Source organism: Pseudooceanicola sediminis, from assembly GCF_003575965.1.
Classification (GTDB): domain Bacteria; phylum Pseudomonadota; class Alphaproteobacteria; order Rhodobacterales; family Rhodobacteraceae; genus Pseudooceanicola; species Pseudooceanicola sediminis.
Genome location: NZ_QWJJ01000004.1, coordinates 231,691 through 255,234, shown reverse-complemented (window position 1 = coordinate 255,234; position 23,544 = coordinate 231,691). Strand labels below are relative to the sequence as shown.

The following is a 23,544-nucleotide window of genomic DNA, read 5'->3' as shown; positions in this document are numbered from 1 at the left end:
CGCGTCCTCTGAACGGTCCCTTTCGCCAGGGGGCCGTTCTGACATTTCAGATCATGATCAACCAGCGCACGGTTTTGCGTTTCCCCATTTTGTGCCTATCTGCTAACCTCAGGCTCAAACTTTGGGAACATCGCCATGGCCAACACACGCGCAAAGCTCGCAGAGCTCGACCCGGTATGGGATCGGATCATCCGCGAGGCAAAGGCAGCCATTGCCGACGAACCGCTGCTTGGCGGGCTTGTCCACAACACCGTGCTGCACCACCCCTCCATCGAACGGGCACTCGCCTACCGGATCTCCATGAAACTGGCGTCGGACGAAATGTCCGGCCAGATCCTGCGCGAAATCTGCGACGAGGCTTTTGGTGCCGACCCGAACATCGCGGCCTCGGCCCGGGCGGACATCGTCGCGACGCACGAACGTGATGCCGCCTGCCATCGCTTCATCCAGCCGCTGCTCTACTTCAAGGGGTTTCAGGCCGTGCAGGCCTACCGGGTCGGGCACTGGCTCTGGACACAGGGGCGCGTCGATCTGGCCTATTTCTTCCAGATGCGCTCGTCCGAGGTGTTTGGCGTCGACATTCACCCCAATGCCCGCATCGGCAAGGGCATCATGATCGACCATGCGCATTCCATCGTGGTCGGGGAAACCGCCATCGTGGGCGACAATGTCTCGATGCTGCATTCCGTGACGCTCGGCGGCACCGGCAAGGAAGAGGAAGACCGGCACCCAAAGATCGGCAATGGGGTGCTGATCGGGGCAGGGGCCAAGGTGCTGGGCAATATCCAGATCGGCCATTGCTCGCGGATTGCGGCGGGCTCCGTGGTCCTGCACGAAGTCCCGCCTTGCAAAACTGTCGCGGGTGTCCCTGCAAAAATCGTCGGAGAGGCCGGTTGTGCCCAGCCTGCACAGTCGATGAACCATCTGCTGGGTATGTGATTCTCCTCTCGCAAGGGGCTGACACATATCAGAGATTTCGGCCGCTCCGCACGTCGGGGCGGCTTTTGCACGCCGGTCGTGCGGCACTCGGGTAAACAGGCGCTGCAAATCGGTTGAAAAAATAATCGCGCCTTAAATCAAAATTTACCTCATCGCCCCAGAACTTCCCCTCACGGCATTGGCCGTCATGAGCAGGATTGTGAGGTGTGCAGACAATGATCGAAGGCGTGACTCGTAAGGCATCTGCGATGCCAGCGATAGAAATTTCCCTTATCCGGGAACGTGGGGCAGATGAATGGTGCCTCGACGGCGTCAAATTCGCACAGGAGGCGTTTCGCCTCTCGGTGGTACCAACCGGGGACAAACCCCGCCTGTCCAATGCCTTTTCACCCCAGTTTCTCGACGCACTTGCACCCTATCTGCCGCTCAGTGATGGCGCGGACAGCATGTTGGCCTCTTCCGTCTGCATCGAACTGCCCGAACTGGTTCTGGGCAAGATGCGTGCCTTTTTCACCAACCGGGGCGGGCGCATCGAACGCATGATGGTGCGCTTTCAACAGGCACTTGGGGATCTTCAGACGATCCTCGTGCCAAAGCTGCGCAACACCTCGCTGTCCAACCGCACGATGGAGATCGAGGCTGCGCGCGCGCTGTTCGATCTGCTGCATCCCTGTCTCGACCTCGCTGATGTCGAGATTTCCGAGCTGACGCAGGATCAGTACCACCTGATCATGGCGCGCCTCGTCGCACTGAAAAGCACCAAGGCCGAACTGGGCATCTTTTCCCATCTGTTGCGCCGCTTTCTGGAACGCACCAAGGCGGGGCCGGCCGGGGCGCTTGCGGCGCTGCAATCCCCCGAGGGCGAGATCGGCGATCTTATCGAGATGGAGCCGATCTATCCCCGCTACCAGCCCATCACCGGCATCTCCTGACCAGGGGCTCGCGCCAGTGTCACTCGGCGCATCGTGGGGACCCTTGCCCCGGAGATACCGCAAACTGCAAAAGGCCGCCCCGAGGGGCGGCCTTTTCAATGATCGCGCTGTGGGGCCCGGTCAGGCCAGCATGACCATCGGGTTTTCAAGGTTCTCGACAATCGCTTTCAGCAGCTCTGCGCCCAGGGCACCATCGATGACCCGGTGATCGACGGACAGCGTCACCGACATGACCGTGGCCACCTCGATCTCGCCCTCTGCATTCACCACAGGTTTCTTGACGCCGGACCCGACAGCCAGGATCGCGCCATGCGGCGGGTTGATCACGGCGTCGAAATTGTCGATCCCGAACATCCCGAGGTTCGACACGGCAAAGGCACCGCCCTGGTACTCATGCGGCGCAAGCTTCTTGTCGCGCGCGCGGCCTGCCAGGTCCTTCATCTCTGCCGACAGCGCCGACAGTGACTTCATGTCGGCATCCTTGAGGACGGGCGTGAACAGGCCCCCCTCGATGGCGACGGCCACGGCCACGTCCGACGGTTTCAGCTTCAGCACCCGGTCACCGGCCCAGACCGCATTCGCATCCGGTACGGCTTGCAACGCCAGTGCGCAGGCCTTGATGATGAAGTCGTTGATCGACAACTTCACGCTGCGGCCTTCCAGTTGCTTGTTCAGCTGCGCGCGGAATTTCATCAGCGCGTCCAGCTTGATGTCCCGCCGCAGGTAGAAGTGCGGGATCGTCTGTTTTGCTTCGGTCAGGCGGGCCGCGATGGTCTTGCGCATCCCGTCCAGCTTGACCTCTTCAAAGTCGCGGTCGGCGTACATCTTCAGCACGGTTTCGGTGCTCAGACCCGTCGGCATGGCGCCGGCCGGTGCCGACTTCGGCGCGCCTGCAACCGGGGCCGATTCCGCCGATTTCGCCGGCGCAGCCTCGGCCGCCTCGACATCCGCCTTGACGATCCGCCCATGCGGGCCCGAGCCTTTCATCGCCGCCAGGTCCAGACCCTTCTGCGCCGCGATCCGCCGCGCCAGCGGCGAGGCAAAGATACGCTTGCCGTCGGCATCTTTCGGCGCCGCCGGGGCAGGGGACGCATCGCCCGCCGGGGCCTTCTGAGCTTCTTTCGGGGCCTCTTTCGGGGCCGCGTCCGAAGTCTCTTCCGGGTTCGCCTTCGCCTCGGCCTTGGGCGCCGAGGTCTCGCCGATATCGTCGGCGCTCTCGCCCTCTTCCAGCAGTACCGCGATCGGCGTGTTCACCTTCACGCCCTCGCTGCCCGCCTCGACCAGGATCTTGCCGATGACACCTTCGTCAACGGCCTCGAACTCCATCGTCGCCTTGTCGGTCTCGATTTCGGCCAGCAGATCACCAGAGGAAACGGTGTCCCCCTCCTTGATCAGCCATTTCGCCAGCGTGCCTTCCTCCATCGTCGGAGACAGCGCAGGCATCAGGATTTCCGTAGGCATGTCGCTCTCTCCCTCAGCGGTAGGTGACTTTTTTCACGGCCTCGATGACCTCTTGCGTGGTCACCAGCGCCAGCTTCTCAAGGTTCGCCGCGTAGGGCATCGGTACGTCCTTGCCGGCGCAGTTGATCACCGGCGCGTCGAGGTAGTCGAACGCGCGCTCCATGATCACCGCCGACAGGTGGTTGCCGATGGACCCGACGGGAAAGCCTTCCTCGACCGTGACGCAGCGGTTGGTCTTCATCACGCTCGCCAGCACGGTGTCGTAATCCAGCGGACGGATCGTGCGCAGGTCGATCACCTCGGCGTCGATCCCCTCTTCGGCCAGCTTTTCAGCGGCTTCCAGGGCGTACTGCATCCCGATCCCGAAGGACACGATGGTGACATCGCTGCCCTCCTTCCAGATCCGCGCCTTGCCGAACGGAATCTTGAAATCGTCCAGGACGGGCACATCGAAACTGCGACCATACAGGATCTCGTTTTCCAGAAAGATCACCGGGTTCGGATCGTTGATCGCCGTCTTCATCAGACCTTTGTAGTCCGACGCCGAATAGGGCATCACCACCTTCAGCCCGGGGATCTGCGCGTACCATGCCGCGTAATCCTGGCTGTGCTGGGCGCCCACGCGGGCCGCCGCGCCGTTCGGGCCACGGAACACCATCGGCGCCCCCATCTGACCACCGGACATGTACAGCGTCTTGGCGGCTGAGTTGATGATCTGGTCAATCGCCTGCATGGCAAAGTTGAAGGTCATGAACTCGACAATCGGCTTCAACCCGCCAAAGGCCGCGCCAACCGCGATCCCGGTAAAGCCGTGCTCGGTGATCGGCGTGTCGACCACGCGCTTGGGGCCGAACTCATCCAGCATACCCTGGCTGACCTTGTAGGCCCCCTGATATTCCGCGACTTCCTCGCCCATCAGATAGACGTTCTCGTCCTTGCGCATCTCTTCCGCCATCGCATCGCGCAGCGCCTCGCGCACGGTCTGCGTTTTCATCTCGGTGCCTTCCGGCCAGTCGGGGCTGGCGTTGGACTTTACCTCGACGGGGGCGGCGGCCTTGGCAGGCGCCTTTGCGGCCTCGTCCTTCGGCGCGTTGTCTTTCGGCGCGTCGTCCTTATCTGTGGCCTTTTCCCCGGAGGCAGGGGCCGCCGAGGTCTCGCCGATATCGTCGGCGCTCTCGCCCTCTTCCAGCAGCACGGCGATCGGCGTGTTCACCTTCACGCCCTCGCTGCCCGCCTCGACCAGGATCTTGCCGATGACACCTTCGTCAACGGCCTCGAACTCCATCGTCGCCTTGTCGGTCTCGATTTCGGCCAGGATATCGCCAGAGGAGACGGTATCGCCTTCCTTGACCAGCCATTTCGCCAGCGTGCCTTCTTCCATGGTGGGGGAAAGCGCGGGCATCAGAATTTCAGTGGGCATATGCTAGTCCTCCCTCAGGCGTCTTCGTCTTGCGGCGCCACATCGGCATAAATATCGGTCCACAGCTCTTCGACACCCGGTTCCGGGCTGTCCTTGGCGAACTCGGCCGACTGGTTGACGATGCCCTTGATGGACTTGTCGATCTCTTTCAGATCGTCCTCGCTGGCATGGCCGCCCGACACCAGCAGATCACGCACGTGATCGATGGGGTCCTTCTCGGTGCGCATCTTCTGCACTTCCTCGCGGGTGCGGTACTTCGCCGGGTCCGACATGGAATGCCCGCGATACCGATAGGTCTTCACTTCCAGGATGTAGGGGCCGTCACCGGCGCGGCAGTGGGCAATCGCCTTCTCGCCCGCGGCCTTCACCGCCAGCACATCCATGCCATCGACCATCTCGCCGGGAATGCCATAGGCCTCACCGCGCCGAAAGATCTCGGGCGACGAGGTGGATCGCTTCTGCGACGTCCCCATGGCGTACTGGTTGTTCTCGATGACGAAAATCACCGGCAGCTTCCACAGCGCCGCCATGTTGAAGCTCTCGTAGACCTGCCCCTGGTTCGCGGCGCCATCGCCGAAATAGGTGAACGTCACACGATCATTGCCCAGGTACTTGTCGGCAAAGGCCAGGCCGGCCCCGATCGGCACCTGCGCGCCGACGATGCCATGCCCGCCGTAGAAGTTCTTTTCCTTGGAGAACATGTGCATCGAGCCGCCTTTCCCCTTGGAATAGCCGCCCTCGCGCCCGGTCAACTCGGCCATGACCCCATCGGGGTTCATGCCACAGGCCAGCATGTGCCCGTGGTCGCGATAGGATGTGACGCGCTTGTCGCCTTCCTCCGCCGCGGCTTCCAGGCCGACGACAACGGCCTCCTGCCCGATGTAGAGGTGGCAGAACCCCCCGATCAGACCCATGCCGTAAAGCTGCCCGGCCTTTTCTTCAAAGCGGCGGATCAACAGCATGTCGTGATAGTAGGTTTTCAGCTCATCTGCCGAAATATTCGGCGTGGCTGCGGCTTTGCGGGTTGCCATATAAGGTGTCCTCCCCGTGAATCGTCGCCGGTCTTGCGTGAAGGACCGGGACAAAGTGGCGCAAAACAAGGATAGTTTAATACTAAACTATCTCATACATCAGATCCCCGCCGGATGCGAGGGCGAATTTGCCGCAACGGCGGCGGTGGTGGCTCGTGCCGGTTTTCCGCGTGGCTGGGACGCGGGTTCCGACTGTTACCATAGACCACTCGCGTCTCACGACAATCACTCTTTAAAATGCCGTCTTCCGGCAACCGCCCCTTCTCCGACCCGCGACAGGCCCACGACATCCACCGGCACGCGCAACGTGCCGCGCGCAGAAACGCCCCGACATCCCCAAGGGATCCTCGCGCGACCGAGCCCGCCCCTCAGGGCAGGTCCCGCCATTGCGCCTGAACGCCGCCCCGAACGCCGCCCCGCACGCCCAGCACCGCCCGCCCAAACGACCCCGGCCCCAAACGCCCCCAGACAGACCCCTCAACAGCCCGCCGCCCCTCCCTGTCATCTGGCGAAAAATACCCCGGGGGAGTCAGCCAACGGCTGACGGGGGCAGCGCCCCCTTTTTCCCCTTTCTGCGGCAGCGCCCCCTTTTCCCCGCCCTGACAGCGCAGCCCATCCCGATACCCACGCGGTTCGCGCGCGAAAACACCGTTCAGATACCGCTCGGACACCGCCCTGATACCGACGTTGGAATTTAGCTGAATCAATAGGTTGCGGGTGTCTGGCCCGCGGATACCGACATCCGCTCAGCGCAGGACGAACTCGTCACCGCGCACCAGCCCCAGAACGTCCCGGGCCTGCTGGTCCAGCAGATCCAGATCGAGGTATCCATCCGACAGCCGCCGCGTGCGGTTCTCCATGACCGAGATCTGTCCCTTCAGGGCATCCAGCTGCGATTGCAGCCGGGTGTTGTCGGCCTGCACGACCGCCCGTTTGAACAACCCGTATTCCCCTTGCACGGCGGCAAAGGTGAAATACATCCCCAACATGAGGACGGCGGCGAAATAAAGGAAAAGCCCGAACGGCGGGCGGCTGTCACTGATCATGGTCTGCCTCATAGCCCACATCTGGGCCTGCGCCTCTGACGGGCGTTACGCGGCCACCATGCCACAAGCGATTCGCCAAGGGAATCCCATATTTTCAGACAAGCAAAAAGGGGCGCAAAACGCCCCTTTCCACACGACGATGATCGCAGCTCTCAGCCCGCGACAGATGCCTGGTAAATGCCGTCGATGGTTTCGGCCAGGGTCGCATCGAACTCCGCATCCGCCTGCTGGGCGGACAGCCCCTCGGTCAGCGCACGCGAGAAGCTGGCGATCATGCCCGTCTGTTTTGACAGGCGCGCATTGGCATCCTGCCGCTCGTATCCGCCCGACAGCGCCACCACCTTCATCACCGCGGGATGGTCGATTAACGCCTTGTACTGGTTCACCTTTTCCGGGATTGACAGCTTCAGCATCACTTCGACACCGGCGGGCAGGGCGTCCAGATGCGCCAGGATCTCGTCGCGCAGCAGGTCCTCGGCTTCGGCCTTGTCGGCAATGGTGATGGTCACTTCGGGTTCCAGGATCGGCATCAGACCATGGCTCAGGATCTGCATCCCGACCTCGAACTGCTGATCGACGATCTTCTTGATGCCGACCGGGTTCGCCGCATCCACGACGCTGCGCATCTTGGTCCCGAAGATTCCCTTGGACACCGCGCGCTGGCACAGGGCATCCAGGTCCGGCATCGGTTTCATCAGCTTCACACCATCCGCCGCGTCGTCCAGCCCCTTGTCGACCTTCAGAAAAGGCACGACGTGGGTTTCTTCCCACAGGTATTTCGCGGTCGGAACTCCGTCGATGTCGCCGTCCATGGTCCGCTCGAACAGGATCGCGCCGATGACCTTTTCACCGTTGAAGGCCGGGCTCTTGATGATCCGCGCCCGCATCTGGTGCATCAGCGAAAACATCTCGGCATCCGAGGAATAGGCATCCTCTTCAATGCCATACAGCTTGAGCGCCTTTGGAGTCGAGCCGCCGCTCTGGTCAAGCGCCGCGATGAAACCGTCGCCGCTGCGCATCTGTTCTGCCATGGCTGCGTCGGCACGTACCAATTCGGCCTGGGTCGTTTCCGTCATTTGCAATCGCCTGAAGTAATGGGGTTGGTTGCAGGCCGCAGCGCCTCCGCGACCTTTTCCCCATGTCTAAGCGACAGCGCAATTTCATGCAATTCAGGTTGCGCTAACGGAGGGCAGATCCCGCGATGGCTGCGTGTTTCAGCCCCCCAGAGCGGCAACGCCGGGCAGGGTCTTGCCCTCCATCCACTCCAGGAACGCGCCCCCTGCGGTCGAGATATAGCTGAAGCTTTCGGCCGCGCCGCTGGCATTCAGCGCCGCCACCGTATCACCGCCACCTGCAACCGACACCAGCTTGCCGGCCTTCGTCAGCTCGGCTGCCTTCAGTGCCGCCGCATCCGTCGCGGCGTTGAACGGCTCGATCTCGAAGGCGCCCAGGGGACCGTTCCAGATCAAGGTCTTGGAGGCTTCGAACGCGGCCGTCAGACGCAGCACACTGTCCGGCCCCGCGTCCAGAATCATCGCATCCGCCGGACATTGCGTCGCCGGAACGGTCTCGCTCTCGGCATTGGCCTTGAACTCGCGGGCGACGACGACATCGGCGGGCAGGATGATTTCGCAGCCGACATCCAGCGCCTTCATCTGGATCTGCTTCGCCGTTTCCGTCATGTCATGTTCGGCCAGCGATTTCCCGACGTCGATACCCTGCGCCGCCAGGAACGTGTTGGCCATGCCGCCGCCGATCACCAGCCGGTCGACCTTGCAGACAAGGTTGCCCAGCAGCTCCAGCTTGCTCGAAACCTTTGCCCCGCCGACGACCGCGATCACGGGTCGCACCGGATCCCCGAGCGCGGTTTCCAGGGCTTCCAGTTCGGCCTGCATCAGCCGACCGGCGCAGGCCGGCAGCTCGCGCGCCAGCGCCTCGGTGCTGGCATGAGCACGGTGAGCTGCGGAAAACGCGTCGTTGCAGTAGACATCGCCCAGGCTGGCGAGCCTTTTGGCGAATTCTGCATCGTTCTTTTCCTCGCCCGGCCAAAAGCGAATGTTTTCCAGCAGGATAATGTCCTGTTCCAGCCCCTCTGCGGCCTCCAGGTCTTCGGCAAAGGCGACCTTCTGACCGAGTGCCTGCTCCAGGGCGGGCAGCACCACTTGCAGGCTCATCTCGGGCACGACCTTGCCTTTCGGGCGGCCGAAGTGCGCCAGCATCAGAACCTTGCCGCCTTGTTCCAGGATGTACTGCACGCTCGGCACGATTCGCTCGATCCGGGTGGCGTCGGTGACTTTGCCATCCTCGACAGGAACGTTGATATCCACGCGGGTCAGCACCCGTTTGCCGTCAAGTTCCATGTCGTCCAGCGTTTTCCAGCCCATGCGTCCCACTCCTTGTGTCAGTTGCCCCAAGTTCTGGCGGCTTCGCGCCCTCCGGTCAACACGGGTTACTTGGCAATTGCCCTGCATATCCCTATTGCTGGCGCAAACATGAGTAAGGAGAGACAAATGGCCGAAATCAAGGATCCCGAAAACACCATCCTGATGGAGCTCAAGGGCGGTACCGTCGTGATCGAGCTGCTGGCGGACGTCGCCCCCAAGCACGCCGAACGGATGAAGGAGCTGGCGCGCGCCGGCTCTTATGACGGGGTGGTGTTCCACCGCGTGATCGACGGGTTCATGGCGCAGACGGGTGACGTTGCGCATGGCAATTCGACCGGCGATTTCAACCTGCGCATGGCCGGTACAGGGTCGTCTGATCTGCCCGACCTTCCGGCCGAATTCTCCAAGCTGCCGCACGAGCGCGGCACCCTGGGCGCGGCGCGCAGCCAGAACCCGAACTCGGCAAATTCGCAATTCTTCATCAACTTCAAGGACAACAGCTTTCTGAACGGTCAGTATACCGTCTACGGCCGTGTCATCGAAGGCATGGAGCATGTCGATGCCATCACCCGTGGCGAGCCGCCTGCGCAGCCCGACGTGATGATTTCGGTCAAGGTTGCGGCAGATGCGTAAGCTGGCAACCGCACTGGCGACCGCAGGCTTTGCCGCATTGGCAGGGCAGGCGGGCGCGACCGGTCTGGACATTGAGGTCGAGGGTGCCGCCAACGGCACCGTCCACGTCGATTTGTTCGATGATGTCGCGCCCAAACATGTCGCCCAGATCACCACTCTTGCCGAACAGGGCGCTTATGATGGCGTGGTGTTTCACCGCGTGATCGATGGCTTCATGGCGCAAACCGGTGACGTTCAGTACGGCAAGACCGGCGGCGACATGAGCATGGCAGGCCGTGGGGGCAGCGACCTGCCCGACATCGCCGCTGAATTTTCGGACAAGCCGTTTCAGCGCGGTACGGTCGGCATGGCCCGGTCGCAAAGCCCGGATTCGGCGAATTCGCAGTTCTTCATCATGTTCGCCCCCGGTGATTTCCTGAATGGCCAGTATACGGTCGTCGGAGAGGTGACTGACGGTATGGATGTGGTCGATCAGATCAAACGTGGCGAAGGTGCCAACGGCGCAGTCATCGGTGCGCCCGATGTCATGACGAAAGTCACTGTGACCGAGTAATCGTGACCGGCTAAGCCGGTTCGCTGGGAAAACGAAAACGGGCGTGCCATTGGCGCGCCCGTTCTGTCTGCGGAGCCATGGAAATGTCGCGGCCGGGCCTCAGGCCTTGGTGGCACCCGCGATCAGCATCTGGTCGATTTCGCCGCCCGAAACGGATTTTTTCAGACGCGAGAAACTGCCATCTTCGAACACCTCGCTCATGGCGTCGATGATGGCACGATGTGTCACACGCGCCAGAGACGAGCCGAGCGAGATCCGTGCCACGCCGATGCGGGCAAAATCCTCAAGCGTATAGCTCGCCAGCGTCCCGACGGTCAGTGCGTTGACCGGCAGAGTGGTACTCTCACAGATGCGTTGCAGGTCTTCAAAACTGGGGGGCGCGGGCACGTAGAGGCAATCTGCCCCCGCCTCTTCGAACCCGGCCAGGCGCGCCAGTGCTTCCTCGATATCATAGGTGTCGAGCATGACACCATCGGCGCGGGCCACCAGCATGAAATCACGGGGAAGCGAACGCGCGGCGGACGCCGCTGCGCGGATGCGTTCAACCGCCAGGTCGCGCTCATAGGATCCGGTCGCGCCGGACAGCGTATCCTCTATCGAGAGTCCCGCCAGACCGGCCTCGCAGGCAAGCCGGACAGTTTCGGCCACCGTATCGGGATCGTCGCCATAGCCGTTTTCGAAATCACCCGAGACGGGAAGCTCCGTAGCCGCAACGATGCTTTCGGCGTGCGCCAGTGCTTCGTCCCGCGTGACCTGCCCGTCGGGTTTGCCGAGCGTAAAGGCGAAGGCGGCAGAGGATGTGCCAATGGCCTGGGCCCCCAGGGCGGCCAGCATCCTGGCCGAGCCGATATCCCAGGCATTGGCAAGGACAAAGGGTGTTCCGGGCTGGTGCAACGCGCGAAACGCGGGGCCGGGATCATGCATGTGATGCCTCCTTCTTCACAGATCGTCGCAATCGGTCGCAGGGACGGTCCAGCAATATGCCTGCCAGCGCAAGGATTTTCCGCTTGCCAGCCGTGCTGTGGCAACGCCACGCTGTTATCATGAAAACACGCGTTGCCCCTCCGCTTCCTGCCCGCTTTGCGGTTCTGGCTGATATTCACGGCAATTCCAGTGCGTTGCGGGCTGTTCTGGATGACATTGCGCGGTATCGCGTGTCGTCCGTCCTGGTGCTGGGTGACCATTTTTCAGGCCCTTTGGACCCGGCCGGGACGGCGGCGCACCTGCTCGGCCTGCCGGCATATTGCCTGCGTGGGAACCACGACCGCTATTTGCTGGAGCAGGACCGCGCCCGGATGGGGCCCTCTGACCAGGTCGCCTTCGATGCCCTGGACGCGGCTGCGCTTGCGTGGGTGGCGGAGCTTCCCGAGGTGCTGGATTTCGGCGATGTCTGGGCCTGCCATGCGACACCGCTGGCGGATGATGTCTATTGGACACATCGGGTCGATGCCGCAGGCAACCTGCTGCCGCGCGGGATCGAGGAGGTTGCGGAATGGGCGCGCGGGGTGACAGCGTCGTTGCTATTGTGTGCCCATACGCATCTGCCGACGCTTTGGCATCTGCCCGGGGGCCAGGTGTTGCTGAATCCAGGCTCGGTCGGATGCCCGGCCTATGACGACACGACCCCGGTGCCGCACAAGGTCGAAACGCGCACCCCGGCGGCGACCTGGGCGCTGGTGTCGCGGGACGGGGCGGGGTGGCATGTGGCGCATCATCACGTGCTCTACGATACCCGTGACATGGTCGCACGCGCCCGCTCCAACGGGCGCGAGGATTGGGCGCGGGCTGTTGCTGTGGGCCGACTGTGACCCATCGCAGCGGCCGATGCGCCAGGGCAGGGGCGGGCGCGCAAAGAACGCTTGGCAAATTCCCGGCGCCGCTTTATCCACGGGGCATGAACCGGAAAGCCTGCATCATTCCCCGTTGCATTATTCCCTGCTGAGATAACCTCGCGGGCGGCTTCTTCGTTTCCAACTTCCAACGATCCTGCTAAGCCGCCTGCGCACCCGCTTGCCTGTCAGGCATGACCGAGAGGAACGTGAGATGGTCGAGATCAAGCTGCACAATTCGCGCACCCGGACGAAGGAAACCTTTGTCCCGCTCGATAAACGGGATGTGCGCATGTATGTCTGCGGCCCGACCGTCTATGATCGCGCGCATCTGGGCAATGCCCGGCCAGTGGTGGTGTTCGATGTGCTGTACCGTTTGCTGCGCCACGCGGCGAAAGAAAATGGTTGGGGCAAGGTAACTTACGTCCGCAACTTTACCGACGTCGACGACAAGATCAACGCGCGCGCGGCGCGGGACGGCCGTTCAATCCGCGAGATCACGGACGAGACGATCGGCTGGTATCATGCCGACATGGAGGCGCTTGGCACGCTGCGCCCGGATATGGAGCCGCGCGCGACCGAGTTCATCCCGCAGATGGTCGCGATGATCGAGCGTCTGATCGCAGGGGGCCATGCCTATGCGGCCGAGGGGCACGTGTTGTTTTCCGTCGGCTCTTATGCAGATTACGGCGCACTGTCGGGGCGCACTGTCGAGGACATGATCGCCGGTGCGCGGGTCGAGGTGGCGCCCTACAAGCGTGATCCGATGGATTTCGTGCTGTGGAAACCCTCGTCAGATGAGCTGCCCGGTTGGGACAGCCCCTGGGGGCGGGGGCGTCCCGGCTGGCATATCGAATGCTCGGCCATGAGCTATGAGCTGTTGGGCGAGAGTTTCGATATTCACGGCGGCGGGATCGACCTGCAATTTCCCCACCACGAGAACGAGGTCGCCCAGAGCTGCTGTGCGCACCCCGAGGGGGAATTTGCGAAATACTGGCTGCATAACGAGATGCTGCAGGTCGAGGGCAAGAAGATGTCCAAGTCGCTGGGCAACTTCTTTACCGTGCGCGATCTGCTGGATCAGGGCGTGCCGGGAGAGGTGATCCGGATGGTGTTCCTGGGCACGCATTACGGCAAGCCGATGGACTGGACCGAGAAGAAGCGTGCCGAGGCAGAGGCGACGTTGCGGAAGTGGCGTGGCCTGCTGACAGGTGTTGCTGCGGCGGAGCCGAGCGCGCTTATGCTTCGTGACCTCGGGGATGATCTGAACACATCCAAAGCGCTTTATTGGCTGCGGACCATGGCGGATGAGTTGAAGCAACATCAATATTGGGAGGAGCATCAGGTTCCCGATCTTGCCCGAACTGCGCACGATATCGAGGCCGAGTTCGTAGCAAGTGCCAACCTTCTCGGTCTTCTTCTTCCAGATCTGGGATCTTGGGCGACGTCGCCGGATGTGGATCTTTCGGCGCTGCAGATCGCCTTGAGCGAGGCACGGGCCGAGGCGATGGAGAGCAAGGATTTCTCTCGTGTCGATGCCCTCAAGGCGGGTCTGATCGCGGCGGGTGTCGAGGTGCGGATGTCGAAGGCCGGGGTCGAGCTGCTGGCGGGGCCGGACTTTGATGTGGCCAGGCTGGAGGGGCTGGCATGACGCGACTTGAGAGTGGTGAGAGGGGGCTGTCTGCCCCCTCTTGCGCGGGACGCGCAATTCACCCCCGAGGATATTTCCGACAGGGAAACATGACAGGTGCGGGAGGGCTGTGATGGAACGGCTGTATTTGTACGACACCACCTTGCGGGACGGGCAGCAGACGCAGGGTGTTCAGTTTTCGACTGACGAGAAGATCCGCATTGCGAAGATGCTGGACGGGCTGGGCGTCGATTACATCGAGGGTGGCTGGCCGGGGGCGAACCCCACCGACAGTGCGTTTTTCGAGGCAGCACCTGCTACGCGGGCCAGGATGGCGGCCTTTGGCATGACCAAGCGGGCCGGTGTTTCCGCCGAGAATGACGATGTGTTGGCTGCCGTCGTCAATGCCGGTACGGGGACGGTCTGCCTGGTGGGGAAGACGCATGATTTTCATGTCACCACCGCGCTTGGCATCACGCTGGATGAGAACCTGGAGAACATCTCGCGATCGGTGGCACATCTCGTGGCACTGGGTCATGAGGCCCTGTTCGACGCGGAACATTTCTTTGACGGCTGGAAGGCGAACCGAACCTATGCGCTGGCCGCCGTGCGCGCGGCGCATGAGGCCGGGGCGCGCTGGATCGTGTTGTGCGATACCAATGGCGGTACCTTGCCGGTGCAGATCGGCGAGATCGTGGCGGATGTGATCGCATCTGGCATTCCCGGTGATCACCTCGGGATTCATACCCATAACGATACGGCCAATGCCGTGGCCGGATCGCTGGCGGCGGTGGATGCCGGGGCCCGCCAGATCCAGGGGACGCTGAACGGGTTGGGGGAGCGCTGCGGCAACGCCAACCTGATCACGCTGATCCCGACGCTGTTGCTGAAGGAGCCCTACGCCAGTCGTTACGAAACCGGGATCGACCGGGGGGCCTTGCAGAGCCTGGTGAGCGTGTCGCGCAAGCTGGACGACATCCTGAACCGGGTTCCGGTGCGTCAGGCCCCCTTTGTCGGGGCGTCGGCCTTTGCGCACAAGGCCGGGCTGCATGCCAGCGCGATCCTGAAGGACCCCGCGACCTATGAACATATCGACCCGGCCCTGGTCGGCAACGAGCGGGTCATTCCGATGTCCAACCAGGCCGGTCAGTCGAACCTGCGTCGCCGTCTGGCGGATGCGGGGCTGGCGGTGGAAAAGGGACATCCGGCGTTGGCGGCCATCCTGAACGAGGTCAAGGCGCGGGAGGACCGCGGTTATACCTACGATTCCGCGCAGGCGAGTTTCGAGCTGCTGGCGCGGCGCGAGCTGGGCCTTTTGCCGCAATTTTTCGAGGTGGAGCGTTACCGCGTCACCATCGAGCGGCGGCGCAACCTGGCGGGACAGATGGTGAGCCTGTCGGAGGCGGTCGTGGTGTTGAACGTCGAGGGCGAAAAACGCCTGTCGGTTTCGGAGAGCCTGGATGAGACCGGGGCGGACCGCGGCCCGATAAACGCCCTGTCCAAGGCGCTGGCCAAGGATCTGGGCCGGTACCAGGAGATTATCGACGACATGCGCCTGGTCGACTTCAAGGTGCGCATCACGCAGGGCGGTACCGAGGCGGTGACCCGTGTCATCATCGACAGCGAAGACGACGCCGGGCATCGCTGGTCGAGCGTGGGCGTATCTGCCAACATAGTAGATGCCTCGTTCGAGGCGTTGCTGGATGCGGTGATCTGGAAGTTGCTGCACGCCACCCTGAGCGCGTCATGAAGGATGCGTTTCCGTGAAGGGCGTGTCTTTGTGACGGGCCCGGTGGCAGGGCAGATCAGGGGCGCGGCCTGCGGGCGTTTTTTCACCGTCGGGTTCGCGACCGTCGGCTCCGGGTGGATGTCGTCGGCGATGCCGGGGAACGAATGCGATCATCGGGCATGGGGCAGGCGCTGCTGCGGTGTCGGTAGAGGCAACGCCGCTGCGATGAACGGAGAAATTATTGACCAAATCTGAGACCACGAGCGACTGGGATGATGATCTGACCGCCTGCGCCTCGGTTGTCGAGCGTGGCGATCCGGGCCGGTTTCGCACTGTGATGGCGGCGCCGGTGACGGCGCGCATGGCGCTGTTTCCGCTGTACGCCTTCAATATCGAGGTCGCCCGCGCGCCTTGGGTGACGCAGGAGCCGATGATTGCAGAAATGCGTCTGCAATGGTGGCGGGACGCGTTGGAGGAGATCGGAGCGGGTAGCGGCATTCGGCGGCATGACGTGGTAACGCCCTTGTCGCATCGCCTGACACCGGACGGGGCCGCGCTGCTGGACAAGCTGGTCGAGGCGCGCCGCTGGGACGTCTGGAAAGAGCCCTTCGAGGACGAGGCACAGTTTCGTGGCTATCTGGATATGACCAGCGCTACCTTGTTGCGTGTCGGGGCGGGCATGTTGCGTGCGAACCTGCCCGAAGCGGTGGCGGCGGATGCGGGATTTGCGTTGGGTCTGTCGAACTGGCTGCGCGCGGTGCCAGAGCTGGAGGCGTCGGGGCGCTATCCCTTGCCCGATGGTCGGCCAGAGGCGGTCCAGGCGTTGGCGCGCGAGGGGCTGGAGCGCATTGACCGGGCACGGCGTGCGCGCGGATCGGTCGACAGGGCCGCCGCGCCGCTGCTGTTCGGGGTGGCCGAGGCGCAGGCCGTACTGAAACAGGCTGTGCGCGCGCCCGGGGCCGTCGTGTCGGGCGCGCTGGCAGTGGCGCCGTTTCGCGAGCGGCTGTCGTTGGCAAAGGCGGCCATTACCGGGCGCTGGTAGGCGCGCCCGGTCGGGGAACGGCAGAGTGGGCGACGACGGGTCGGGGCGTCACCTGATCAGGCAAGGGTGTCGTCTTTGGGGCGCATCACCAGCCAGATCAGCGCGCCGCCAGCCAGCACCAGCAACGGCACCATGGCGAGGTTGACCGCAGACCAGCCCGCCTCGGGGCTGGAACCGGCGCAGTTCATCAGGCCGCCCGACGCAAGCGAGCCGAGTGTCACGCCGCCAAACACGATCAGGTCATTCAGGCCCTGCATACGGCCCCGTTCGGACGGGGCATGTGCGCCGGACAGCATCGTGGTTGCGCCGATGAAGCCGAAGTTCCAGCCAATCCCGAGCAGGATCAGCGTGCCGAAGAAATTCTCAAGCTCGACGCCTTGAAGCGCGACGAAACCCGCGCTGGCCAGGATCAGCAGGCCCAGACCCATGATCTTGTGAACGCCGAAGCGCGCGATCAGGTGGCCGGTGAAAAAGCTGGGGACATACATGGCCAGCACGTGGCTGGTGACGACATCGGCCGCGTTGCCCTTGTCAAAGCCACAGCCGACCACGGCCAGCGGCGCCGAGGTCATCACAAGGTTCATCAGCATGTAGCTGACGGTGGCGACAATGACCGCGACTGCGATGCGCGGCGTGGTGATCAGCTCTCTCCGGGTGCGGCCCTTGGGGGCGTCGTGGGCGGGGGCGACCGGTTTGGGAATGTCGAGGAACAGGAACAGGAAGGACCCCGCGACGTTCAGCGTGATCATGGCCAGATAGGTGCCAAGGAAAGGGATCACCATGGCATCCGCAGTCACCTTGACCAGTTGCGGCCCGATCACCGCCGCCGCCAGCCCCCCCGCCATGACATAGGAAATTGCCTTGGGGCGGAAGCTGTCCGAGGCGGTATCGGTCGCGGCAAAGCGGTAGAACCCCTGCGCCGACATGTAGACCCCGGTCAGCAGCGAGCCGAGCAGGAAGATCGGAAATGATGCCAGGTACAGACCCGTCGCGCCGACAATCGCCCCGATGGTGCCGAAGAGAGCGCCGGTAAAAAAGCCTGTCCGGCGGCCGTATTTCTGCATGATCCCCGAAACCGGCGTCGCCGCCAGCATGGAACCGAGCACCACCAGAGAGATCGGCAGGGTGGCAAGGCAGGGGGTCGGGGCAAGGCTCTGACCGGCGAGACCGCCGATGGTGAAAAGCATCGGCATCTGGGCGCCCAGCACGGCCTGGGCCAGGACCAGCACGCCGACATTGCGGCGGGCCTTTCGATCATCGGGGAGGGGGAGAGTCTCTGTCATGGCGAAATCCGTAGCCGTTGCGCAGGGTTCGGGCAATAGCATTGCGCTGCAAAGTTTCGCGGCGCTCTGCCCGGCGGCAGGGGCGTGGACCGCGGGTCTTTGCGTGTCGCTCCGAAGGTGCGGCCAGTGCAGCGGCAGCGGACCGAGGCAACAAATCGGGGCAACGACCTGGGGGCGCGGTCAGGCGGGCTCGATCAGGTGGGCGAAACTGCCGCACACCTGACCCTGTCGCAGGCCCATGGCGGGCAGAGGCGTCCCCTCGGCGTCGCAGGCCTGAAAAAGGGCGTCGCCTTCGGCGCGGATTGTCGTGGCATAATGAAACTCATGCCCAGCCCAGGCCCCCGACATCGGGCCGGCGTCAGCCACGAGGCTACGGTAGCCGAGATGCAGTTTTCGCCGCTGAAAGCTGGTTTGCAACCGCAGCAGGCCGGCCATCGCGTGACACGTGCCGTTTTCGTCTGTCAGGGCATCCCCGAGCACCATGTAGCCGCCGCATTCGCCATAGACCGGGGCCGAGGCTGCATGGCGACGCAGGCTGGTCAGAAAGGCCGCGTTCGCGGCGAGGCGCCCGGCGTGCAGTTCGGGATAGCCGCCGGGCAGGAACACCAGGTCGCAGCGCGGCACCGCGTCATCCGCCAGCGGCGAAAAGAACGACAGCTGCGCGCCAGCGGCCCGCCAGGTGTCCAGCATATGCGGATAGGCAAAGGCAAAGGCGGCATCCTGGGCCACGGCGATATGCTGGGCGGGCGGAGGGGGAAAACCCGTGCGGGCCGAGGTTGCGACCGAGCCGGCCAGCGGACTGGCAAGGGCAAGCGTCGTATCGAGGTCGAATGGCCGATCGCCGGGCGCACCTGCTGCCAGCGCATCGGCGGCGCGGTCCAGAAAGGCATCCAGGTCCGGCGTTTCCCCCGCCTGGACAAGACCGAGGTGGCGTGAGGGCAGGGCCAGGTCGGCGCGACGGGGCAGGGTGCCCAGCACCGGCCGACCCAGCGGGGCAAGTGCCGCGCGCAGCATCCGGGCATGCCGGGCAGAGCCGACGCGGTTCAGGATCACCCCGGCGATGCGCACGTCAGGATCGAACCCGGCAAAGCCCGCCACCAGCGGTGCCACGCTCTGTGCCATGCGGCCTGCGTCGACGATCAGGATCACCGGCAAGGCCAACTGGCGCGCCAGGTCTGCAACGGCACCGCGGCCCGCCGGGGGCGCGCCGTCGAACAGGCCCATTGCGCCTTCGATGACCAGCAGGTCGACCGAGGGGGAGGCCGCCAGTGACGCGATGCGGGCAGGCGGCATCGCCCAGGCGTCCAGATTGATGCAGGGCTGCCGGCACGCGGCTTCGTGAAACTTCGGGTCGATATAGTCAGGCCCGGACTTTGCGCCGCGCAGGTGAATACCCGCTCGGTTCAGCAGGCGCAGCAGGGCCAATGTCACCGTCGTCTTGCCCGCGCCCGAGGACGGCGCGGCCAGGATCAGACCTTTCATGACACCTCGGCCGGGCGGCCCCGCCCAAGCGGATCGAGATCGCGCGGGATCTGTCCGGCGGCAAGCGCCTGCCAGTCGAGCACCTGCCGCATCAGGACGGACCGTCCGATGCACAGGATGGCGGGGGGCTGCATCTCTGAGGCGTCGATGTCGTCGGCAAGGCGGCCGAGCGTGGTTTCCAGAACCTGCTGCTCCGGTGTGGTGGCATTGCACACCACCGCCGCCGGTTCATCGGCGGGACGACCGGCCTGCATCAGGGCGTCCGCGATGCGGCGGGCGTGTTTCATGCCCATGTAGATCACCAGCACCTGCGCGCCTTCGGCAATGGCACGCCAGTTCAAAGACCCCGGTGCCTCGCCCGATTGATCGTGGCCAGTGACGAAGGTGACGGATTGGTTGACATCGCGGTGGGTGACCGGGATGCCGGCATAGGCCAGCCCGCCGATACCCGCCGAAATGCCGGGAATGATGCGCACGTTGACGCCATGCTGGATCAGCGTCTGTGCCTCTTCTCCGCCGCGGCCAAAGACGAAGGGATCGCCACCCTTGAGCCGCAGAACACGTTTGCCCTCTCGCGCGAGATCGACGAGGCGGAGCGAGATGTCGCGTTGCCGGGCCGAGGGTTTGCCGCCGCGCTTGCCCGCGTAGACGTGTTCGGCCTGTGGCGCCCAATCGAGGATCGCGCTTTGCACCAATGCGTCGTAGATCACGACGTCGGCCTGTCGCAGGGCGTTGAGCGCGTGTAGCGTCAGCAGGCCCGGATCGCCCGGGCCGGCCCCGCAAAGCCAGACCCAGCCGGGTTCGAGGACAGGCCAGGCGCCGCCGGGCAGCGAAGGTGCGGAGGGGGATGAGTCGGTCATGCCGCAAGTATAGCCCGCACGGACGAGGCCGCGAAAGGCCGGGCTGCACCGCAGGCCGCGAAAAGGAAAGCCATAGCCTGGCGGCAGGCGTATCGGCAGAATTATCCACCAGGCGGGGTCTGGATGGAAAACCGTTTGCGGCAATCGCGCCGCACTGGGTCAGATTCCCGTGGCGCTGCTGGGGCGTGACCGTATGATCGCGCCGCATGAGCCGCAGACCAGACCGAGAATTGCGCCGTGGCTGGACCACGGGCGCCTGTGCCACCGCCGCCCTCAAGGCGGCGCTGATGGCGCTATGGGGGCCGGGGCGGACCGACCGGGTCACGATCATTTTGCCGCGCGGTGAGAGTGCTGACTTCGCCATCGACGCGCTGGAGGTCGGCGAGGGGTGGGCGACTGCCACGATCATCAAGGATGCCGGGGATGACCCGGACGTGACGCATGGCGCGCGCATCAGCACGCGGGTCGAGCCGGGCGGAGAGGGGATCAGGTTTCGCGCCGGAACGGGTGTTGGCACGGTGACGCGCCCCGGTCTGCCGATTCCGCCGGGCGAGCCTGCGATAAACCCGGTGCCGCGACAGATGATGGAAGACGTGCTGCGCGACATGGCCGCCGCCCATGGCCGTGCCCTGGATGCGGAAATCACGGTGTCGGTCGCTGAGGGCGCCGCGCTGGCCCGCAAGACCTGGAACCCGAGGTTGGGGATCGAGGGCGGCTTGTCCATTCTGGGCACGACGGGGATCGTACGCCCGTTTTCCTGCGCCGCCTGGATCGCCTCGATCCACAGGGGGGTGGATGTCGCGCGGGCGGCGGGGCTTGCGCGGGTGGCCGGGTGCACTGGCGCCACGTCAGAGGCGGTGGTGCAGAAGATGTACGCGCTGCCCGATCATGCAATGCTCGACATGGGTGATTTCGCCGGCGGGCTGCTGAAATACATCTCTGCCCATCCGGTGCCGCATGTCACGATCGGCGGCGGCATCGGCAAGGTGTGCAAGCTGGCACAGGGGGCGGCGGATCTGCATTCAGGGCGATCACAGGTGGATTTCGATGCGCTGGCACGCGCGTTCGACGCGCCGGAGCTGCGCGACATGCGAACGGCGCTGGAGGTGCTGGCGCATCTGGGGCCGCGCTTTGGCGATTGGGTCGCCCGCATGGCGCTGGCCGAGGTGCGCCGTCGGCTGCCGCCAGAGGTCGGCGCCGATGTCGTTGTCATCGACCGAAGCGGCGTCGTGGTGGGGCGGGCATGACAATCCTGCTGTTGGGCGGAACCGCGGAGGCACGGGTGATCGCGGGCAAGCTTGCCGAAGCGGGCACGCCTGCCGTCGTGTCGCTTGCCGGGGCAGTGCGGAGGCCCGCCCCCCAACCCATTGCCAGCCGCGTCGGCGGGTTCGGCGGGGAAGAGGGATTTCGGACCTACCTTGCCTGCGCGGGTATTCGCGCCGTACTGGATGCCACGCATCCCTTTGCCGCAAGGATCACCGCGCGCACCGCCCGCATCTGTGCTGAGCAGGATCTGCCCTATGCGCTGTTGCGACGCCCGGGCTGGCAACCCGGGCGCGACGACGCCTGGACCTTTCTGGCGGACGAGAGCGAGGTTGCGGCGCATATCCCGGTGGGCGACCATGCGTTTCTGGCGACGGGGCGGCAAAGCCTGCCACGGTATGCCAACATGGCCGGGCGGCGCATGACGCTGCGGGTGATAGACCCGCCGGACCAGCCGTTCCCCCATGTCGACGGACAGTACCTGGTGGGGCGACCGCCGTTTGCCCAATCCGCCGAAGAGGCGCTGTTCCGGGATCTGGGGGTGGACTGGCTGGTGGCAAAGAATGCCGGTGGGACCGCCGGGCGCGCCAAGCTGGATGCGGCGCGCGTTCTTGGTCTGCCGGTTTTGCTGATCGCGCGGCCGGATGCACCGCCGGGCGTGACCGTGCTGCGTAGTGTTGCGGAGGCGATGACATGGCTGGCGGTGCGATGAGGGTTCTGGACTCCGAGGCGGCCCTGGGCGAAGGCGTCGCATGGCTGGCCGCGCATGACGCGGGAATGGCGCGGATCGCGGCAATGCTGCCCCTGCCGCCCCTGCGCCGACGGCCAGAAGGATTCGCCACGCTTTTGCATGCGATCACCGGTCAGCAGGTCTCGACCGCGTCGGCGGCTGCGATCTGGGCGCGGGTCGAGGGGGCCGGGCTGATCACGCCGGAGGCCGTGCTGACCGCGGGCGAGGCAGGATTGCGCGCCGTCGGTCTGAGCCGCCCGAAAATACGCTATGCCTTGGCCATCGCGGCGTCCGGCACGGATTTTGATGCCCTTGCTACCCTGCCGGACGAGGACGTCATTTCCAGTCTTGTGGCGCTGCCGGGCATTGGGCGGTGGAGCGCGGAAATCTACGCGACGACGGCCCTTGGTCGCGCCGACATCCTGCCTGCGGGCGATCTGGCCTTGCAGGAGGCCGCCCGGCTGCTTTACCGCTTGGATGCGCGGCCGGGCGAATTGGCCTTTCGCGCCATGGGGCAGGCCTGGTCGCCCTGGCGCGGGGTCGCTGCACGCATGTTGTGGTCTTTTTACCGGGCCGAGAAAAACAGAGAGGGACGAGCATGACACGGGTATTGAACGCCGAAAGAAAAGAACCTGTTTCGGGAGAAACCCGCTCGATCGTGGTGTTCCTGCACGGTTACGGGGCAAATGGCGCGGACCTGCTGAGCCTTGCGGACCCGTTGGGCGAACACTTGCCCGATACGCTGTTCGTGGCGCCCGACGCCCCCGAAACGGTGCCGAGCGCGCCGATGGGTTTTCAGTGGTTTCCGATCCCCTGGCTGGACGGTTCGTCGGAAGAAGAAGCCGAGCGGGGCATGGCGGCGGCGGTTCAGGACCTCGACGCATTTCTCGATGCGCTGATGGTTGACGAGGACGTGATGCCCGAACAGGTGGCGCTGTTCGGCTTTTCGCAAGGCACGATGATGGCATTGCACGTGGCCCCACGTCGCGAAGACGCGGTGTCGGGGGTCGTCGGATTTTCAGGGCGACTGTTGCGGCCGGAGACGCTGGGCGACGAAGTGGCGGTCAAGATGCCGATCCTGCTGGTGCACGGGGACGAGGACGATGTCGTGCCGCCGCAGAGCCTGCCCGAGGCGGCAGAGGCGTTGCAGGAAGCGGGCTTCAAGGAAGTGTTTGCCCATATCATGAAGGGGACGGCCCACGGCATTGCGCCGGACGGTCTGTCGGTGGCACTGGCCTTCCTGCGCGACAAATGCGGGTTTTGAGCTGGCGCAGAGGGCGTTGCGGGCAGGGGGCGT

The 23,544-nt window shown here is 64.4% G+C and carries 22 protein-coding genes; 12 read left to right on the top strand and 10 right to left on the bottom strand.

The genetic code is table 11. The annotated features are described in order from the left end of the window. Positions 1 to 135 precede the first annotated feature (135 nt). Positions 136 to 939 (top strand): serine O-acetyltransferase, encoded by an 804-nt coding sequence (cysE, locus tag DL237_RS06320; RefSeq protein ID WP_119398187.1) that lies wholly within the window; start codon positions 136 to 138, stop codon positions 937 to 939. A gap of 248 nt (positions 940 to 1,187) precedes the next feature. Then, the gene (locus tag DL237_RS06315; protein WP_147405313.1) at positions 1,188 to 1,871 is read left to right on the top strand and encodes a hypothetical protein; all 684 of its coding nucleotides are present in this window, start codon (positions 1,188 to 1,190) and stop codon (positions 1,869 to 1,871) included. A 120-nt stretch (positions 1,872 to 1,991) separates the two neighbouring features. Here DL237_RS06315 and DL237_RS06310 read toward each other — a convergent pair whose 3' ends face one another. The 6 genes from DL237_RS06310 to DL237_RS06285 form a co-directional block, all read right to left on the bottom strand. Next, entirely contained in the window at positions 1,992 to 3,332 is a 1,341-nt protein-coding gene (locus DL237_RS06310; protein ID WP_119398185.1) for a pyruvate dehydrogenase complex dihydrolipoamide acetyltransferase, read from the bottom strand. Positions 3,333 to 3,345: 13 nt separating this feature from the next. Continuing rightward, entirely contained in the window at positions 3,346 to 4,752 is a 1,407-nt protein-coding gene (locus DL237_RS06305; protein WP_119398184.1) for a pyruvate dehydrogenase complex E1 component subunit beta, read from the bottom strand. Between the two features lie 14 nt (positions 4,753 to 4,766). Further along, positions 4,767 to 5,783: a pyruvate dehydrogenase (acetyl-transferring) E1 component subunit alpha gene (gene pdhA, locus DL237_RS06300; protein WP_119398183.1), complete on the bottom strand. Its 1,017-nt coding sequence runs from the start codon at positions 5,781 to 5,783 to the stop codon at positions 4,767 to 4,769. A gap of 746 nt (positions 5,784 to 6,529) precedes the next feature. Then, entirely contained in the window at positions 6,530 to 6,829 is a 300-nt protein-coding gene (locus DL237_RS06295; RefSeq protein WP_119398247.1) for an FtsB family cell division protein, read from the bottom strand. Positions 6,830 to 6,981: 152 nt separating this feature from the next. Then, on the bottom strand, positions 6,982 to 7,905 hold the full coding sequence (locus tag DL237_RS06290; protein ID WP_233544886.1) for a fructose bisphosphate aldolase: 924 nt from the start codon (positions 7,903 to 7,905) through the stop codon (positions 6,982 to 6,984). 138 nt (positions 7,906 to 8,043) lie between these two features. Continuing rightward, complete coding sequence (locus DL237_RS06285; RefSeq protein WP_119398182.1) at positions 8,044 to 9,213, bottom strand: phosphoglycerate kinase; 1,170 nt, start codon at positions 9,211 to 9,213, stop codon at positions 8,044 to 8,046. A 126-nt stretch (positions 9,214 to 9,339) separates the two neighbouring features. Here DL237_RS06285 and DL237_RS06280 point away from each other — a divergent pair, with 126 nt between their 5' ends. After that, positions 9,340 to 9,846 carry a peptidylprolyl isomerase gene (locus DL237_RS06280; RefSeq protein WP_119398181.1) on the top strand — a complete coding sequence of 169 codons (507 nt, stop codon included), beginning with the start codon at positions 9,340 to 9,342 and terminating at the stop codon, positions 9,844 to 9,846. Next, on the top strand, positions 9,839 to 10,399 hold the full coding sequence (locus DL237_RS06275; protein ID WP_119398180.1) for a peptidylprolyl isomerase: 561 nt from the start codon (positions 9,839 to 9,841) through the stop codon (positions 10,397 to 10,399). The genes DL237_RS06280 and DL237_RS06275 overlap by 8 nt, the downstream gene beginning before the upstream one ends. Positions 10,400 to 10,498: 99 nt before the next feature. Here DL237_RS06275 and DL237_RS06270 read toward each other — a convergent pair whose 3' ends face one another. Continuing rightward, positions 10,499 to 11,323 carry an isocitrate lyase/PEP mutase family protein gene (locus DL237_RS06270; RefSeq protein ID WP_119398179.1) on the bottom strand — a complete coding sequence of 275 codons (825 nt, stop codon included), beginning with the start codon at positions 11,321 to 11,323 and terminating at the stop codon, positions 10,499 to 10,501. Positions 11,324 to 11,442: 119 nt separating this feature from the next. Here DL237_RS06270 and DL237_RS06265 point away from each other — a divergent pair, with 119 nt between their 5' ends. The 4 genes from DL237_RS06265 (at position 11,443) to DL237_RS06250 (ending at position 16,629) form a co-directional block, all read left to right on the top strand. Continuing rightward, positions 11,443 to 12,207 (top strand): metallophosphoesterase family protein, encoded by a 765-nt coding sequence (locus DL237_RS06265; RefSeq protein ID WP_119398245.1) that lies wholly within the window; start codon positions 11,443 to 11,445, stop codon positions 12,205 to 12,207. Between the two features lie 235 nt (positions 12,208 to 12,442). Further along, positions 12,443 to 13,879, top strand: a complete 1,437-nt coding sequence (cysS, locus tag DL237_RS06260; protein ID WP_119398178.1) for a cysteine--tRNA ligase — start codon at positions 12,443 to 12,445, stop codon at positions 13,877 to 13,879. Positions 13,880 to 13,991: 112 nt separating this feature from the next. Beyond that, positions 13,992 to 15,608 carry a citramalate synthase gene (gene cimA / locus DL237_RS06255; RefSeq protein WP_119398177.1) on the top strand — a complete coding sequence of 539 codons (1,617 nt, stop codon included), beginning with the start codon at positions 13,992 to 13,994 and terminating at the stop codon, positions 15,606 to 15,608. 220 nt (positions 15,609 to 15,828) lie between these two features. After that, the gene (locus tag DL237_RS06250) at positions 15,829 to 16,629 is read left to right on the top strand and encodes a squalene/phytoene synthase family protein (RefSeq protein ID WP_233544885.1); all 801 of its coding nucleotides are present in this window, start codon (positions 15,829 to 15,831) and stop codon (positions 16,627 to 16,629) included. Positions 16,630 to 16,685: 56 nt separating this feature from the next. On the opposite strand, the gene DL237_RS06245 is transcribed toward DL237_RS06250, so the two are convergent. The 3 genes from DL237_RS06245 to cobA all read right to left on the bottom strand — a co-directional run bounded on the left by DL237_RS06245 (position 16,686) and on the right by cobA (position 20,254). Continuing rightward, positions 16,686 to 17,912 (bottom strand): MFS transporter, encoded by a 1,227-nt coding sequence (locus tag DL237_RS06245; RefSeq protein WP_119398176.1) that lies wholly within the window; start codon positions 17,910 to 17,912, stop codon positions 16,686 to 16,688. A gap of 180 nt (positions 17,913 to 18,092) precedes the next feature. Beyond that, on the bottom strand, positions 18,093 to 19,394 hold the full coding sequence (locus DL237_RS06240; protein ID WP_119398175.1) for a cobyrinate a,c-diamide synthase: 1,302 nt from the start codon (positions 19,392 to 19,394) through the stop codon (positions 18,093 to 18,095). Next, positions 19,391 to 20,254: a uroporphyrinogen-III C-methyltransferase gene (cobA, locus tag DL237_RS06235; RefSeq protein ID WP_119398174.1), complete on the bottom strand. Its 864-nt coding sequence runs from the start codon at positions 20,252 to 20,254 to the stop codon at positions 19,391 to 19,393. Before cobA ends, DL237_RS06240 begins: the two co-directional genes overlap by 4 nt. A 206-nt stretch (positions 20,255 to 20,460) precedes the next feature. Between cobA and DL237_RS06230 the strand changes: the two genes are divergently transcribed. Genes DL237_RS06230 through DL237_RS06215 form a run of 4 tightly spaced genes read left to right on the top strand, consistent with a single transcriptional unit; the run spans position 20,461 to position 23,511 of the window. Next, positions 20,461 to 21,501, top strand: coding sequence for a cobalt-precorrin-5B (C(1))-methyltransferase (locus DL237_RS06230; protein ID WP_119398173.1), 1,041 nt, complete (start codon positions 20,461 to 20,463; stop codon positions 21,499 to 21,501). Beyond that, positions 21,498 to 22,229 (top strand): cobalt-precorrin-6A reductase, encoded by a 732-nt coding sequence (locus DL237_RS06225; RefSeq protein WP_119398172.1) that lies wholly within the window; start codon positions 21,498 to 21,500, stop codon positions 22,227 to 22,229. Before DL237_RS06230 ends, DL237_RS06225 begins: the two co-directional genes overlap by 4 nt. Continuing rightward, complete coding sequence (locus DL237_RS06220; protein ID WP_119398171.1) at positions 22,211 to 22,849, top strand: DNA-3-methyladenine glycosylase family protein; 639 nt, start codon at positions 22,211 to 22,213, stop codon at positions 22,847 to 22,849. Before DL237_RS06225 ends, DL237_RS06220 begins: the two co-directional genes overlap by 19 nt. Beyond that, complete coding sequence (locus tag DL237_RS06215; protein ID WP_119398170.1) at positions 22,846 to 23,511, top strand: alpha/beta hydrolase; 666 nt, start codon at positions 22,846 to 22,848, stop codon at positions 23,509 to 23,511. Before DL237_RS06220 ends, DL237_RS06215 begins: the two co-directional genes overlap by 4 nt. Positions 23,512 to 23,544 lie beyond the last annotated feature (33 nt).

Excerpts from the sequence above, each read along its gene's own strand:
- cimA (WP_119398177.1), top strand. The coding sequence starts at position 13,992 with ATGGAACGGCTGTATTTGTACGACACCACCTTGCGGGACGGGCAGCAG.
- DL237_RS06240 (WP_119398175.1), bottom strand. The coding sequence starts at position 19,394 with ATGAAAGGTCTGATCCTGGCCGCGCCGTCCTCGGGCGCGGGCAAGACG.
- DL237_RS06230 (WP_119398173.1), top strand. The coding sequence starts at position 20,461 with ATGAGCCGCAGACCAGACCGAGAATTGCGCCGTGGCTGGACCACGGGC.
- DL237_RS06270 (WP_119398179.1), bottom strand. The coding sequence starts at position 11,323 with ATGCATGATCCCGGCCCCGCGTTTCGCGCGTTGCACCAGCCCGGAACA.
- DL237_RS06220 (WP_119398171.1), top strand. The coding sequence starts at position 22,211 with ATGGCTGGCGGTGCGATGAGGGTTCTGGACTCCGAGGCGGCCCTGGGC.
- DL237_RS06215 (WP_119398170.1), top strand. The coding sequence starts at position 22,846 with ATGACACGGGTATTGAACGCCGAAAGAAAAGAACCTGTTTCGGGAGAA.
- DL237_RS06285 (WP_119398182.1), bottom strand. The coding sequence starts at position 9,213 with ATGGGCTGGAAAACGCTGGACGACATGGAACTTGACGGCAAACGGGTG.
- cysE (WP_119398187.1), top strand. The coding sequence starts at position 136 with ATGGCCAACACACGCGCAAAGCTCGCAGAGCTCGACCCGGTATGGGAT.
- cobA (WP_119398174.1), bottom strand. The coding sequence starts at position 20,254 with ATGACCGACTCATCCCCCTCCGCACCTTCGCTGCCCGGCGGCGCCTGG.
- DL237_RS06275 (WP_119398180.1), top strand. The coding sequence starts at position 9,839 with ATGCGTAAGCTGGCAACCGCACTGGCGACCGCAGGCTTTGCCGCATTG.
- cysS (WP_119398178.1), top strand. The coding sequence starts at position 12,443 with ATGGTCGAGATCAAGCTGCACAATTCGCGCACCCGGACGAAGGAAACC.
- pdhA (WP_119398183.1), bottom strand. The coding sequence starts at position 5,783 with ATGGCAACCCGCAAAGCCGCAGCCACGCCGAATATTTCGGCAGATGAG.
- DL237_RS06265 (WP_119398245.1), top strand. The coding sequence starts at position 11,443 with ATGAAAACACGCGTTGCCCCTCCGCTTCCTGCCCGCTTTGCGGTTCTG.
- DL237_RS06280 (WP_119398181.1), top strand. The coding sequence starts at position 9,340 with ATGGCCGAAATCAAGGATCCCGAAAACACCATCCTGATGGAGCTCAAG.
- DL237_RS06305 (WP_119398184.1), bottom strand. The coding sequence starts at position 4,752 with ATGCCCACTGAAATTCTGATGCCCGCGCTTTCCCCCACCATGGAAGAA.
- DL237_RS06290 (WP_233544886.1), bottom strand. The coding sequence starts at position 7,905 with ATGACGGAAACGACCCAGGCCGAATTGGTACGTGCCGACGCAGCCATG.
- DL237_RS06225 (WP_119398172.1), top strand. The coding sequence starts at position 21,498 with ATGACAATCCTGCTGTTGGGCGGAACCGCGGAGGCACGGGTGATCGCG.
- DL237_RS06315 (WP_147405313.1), top strand. The coding sequence starts at position 1,188 with ATGCCAGCGATAGAAATTTCCCTTATCCGGGAACGTGGGGCAGATGAA.
- DL237_RS06245 (WP_119398176.1), bottom strand. The coding sequence starts at position 17,912 with ATGACAGAGACTCTCCCCCTCCCCGATGATCGAAAGGCCCGCCGCAAT.
- DL237_RS06295 (WP_119398247.1), bottom strand. The coding sequence starts at position 6,829 with ATGATCAGTGACAGCCGCCCGCCGTTCGGGCTTTTCCTTTATTTCGCC.
- DL237_RS06310 (WP_119398185.1), bottom strand. The coding sequence starts at position 3,332 with ATGCCTACGGAAATCCTGATGCCTGCGCTGTCTCCGACGATGGAGGAA.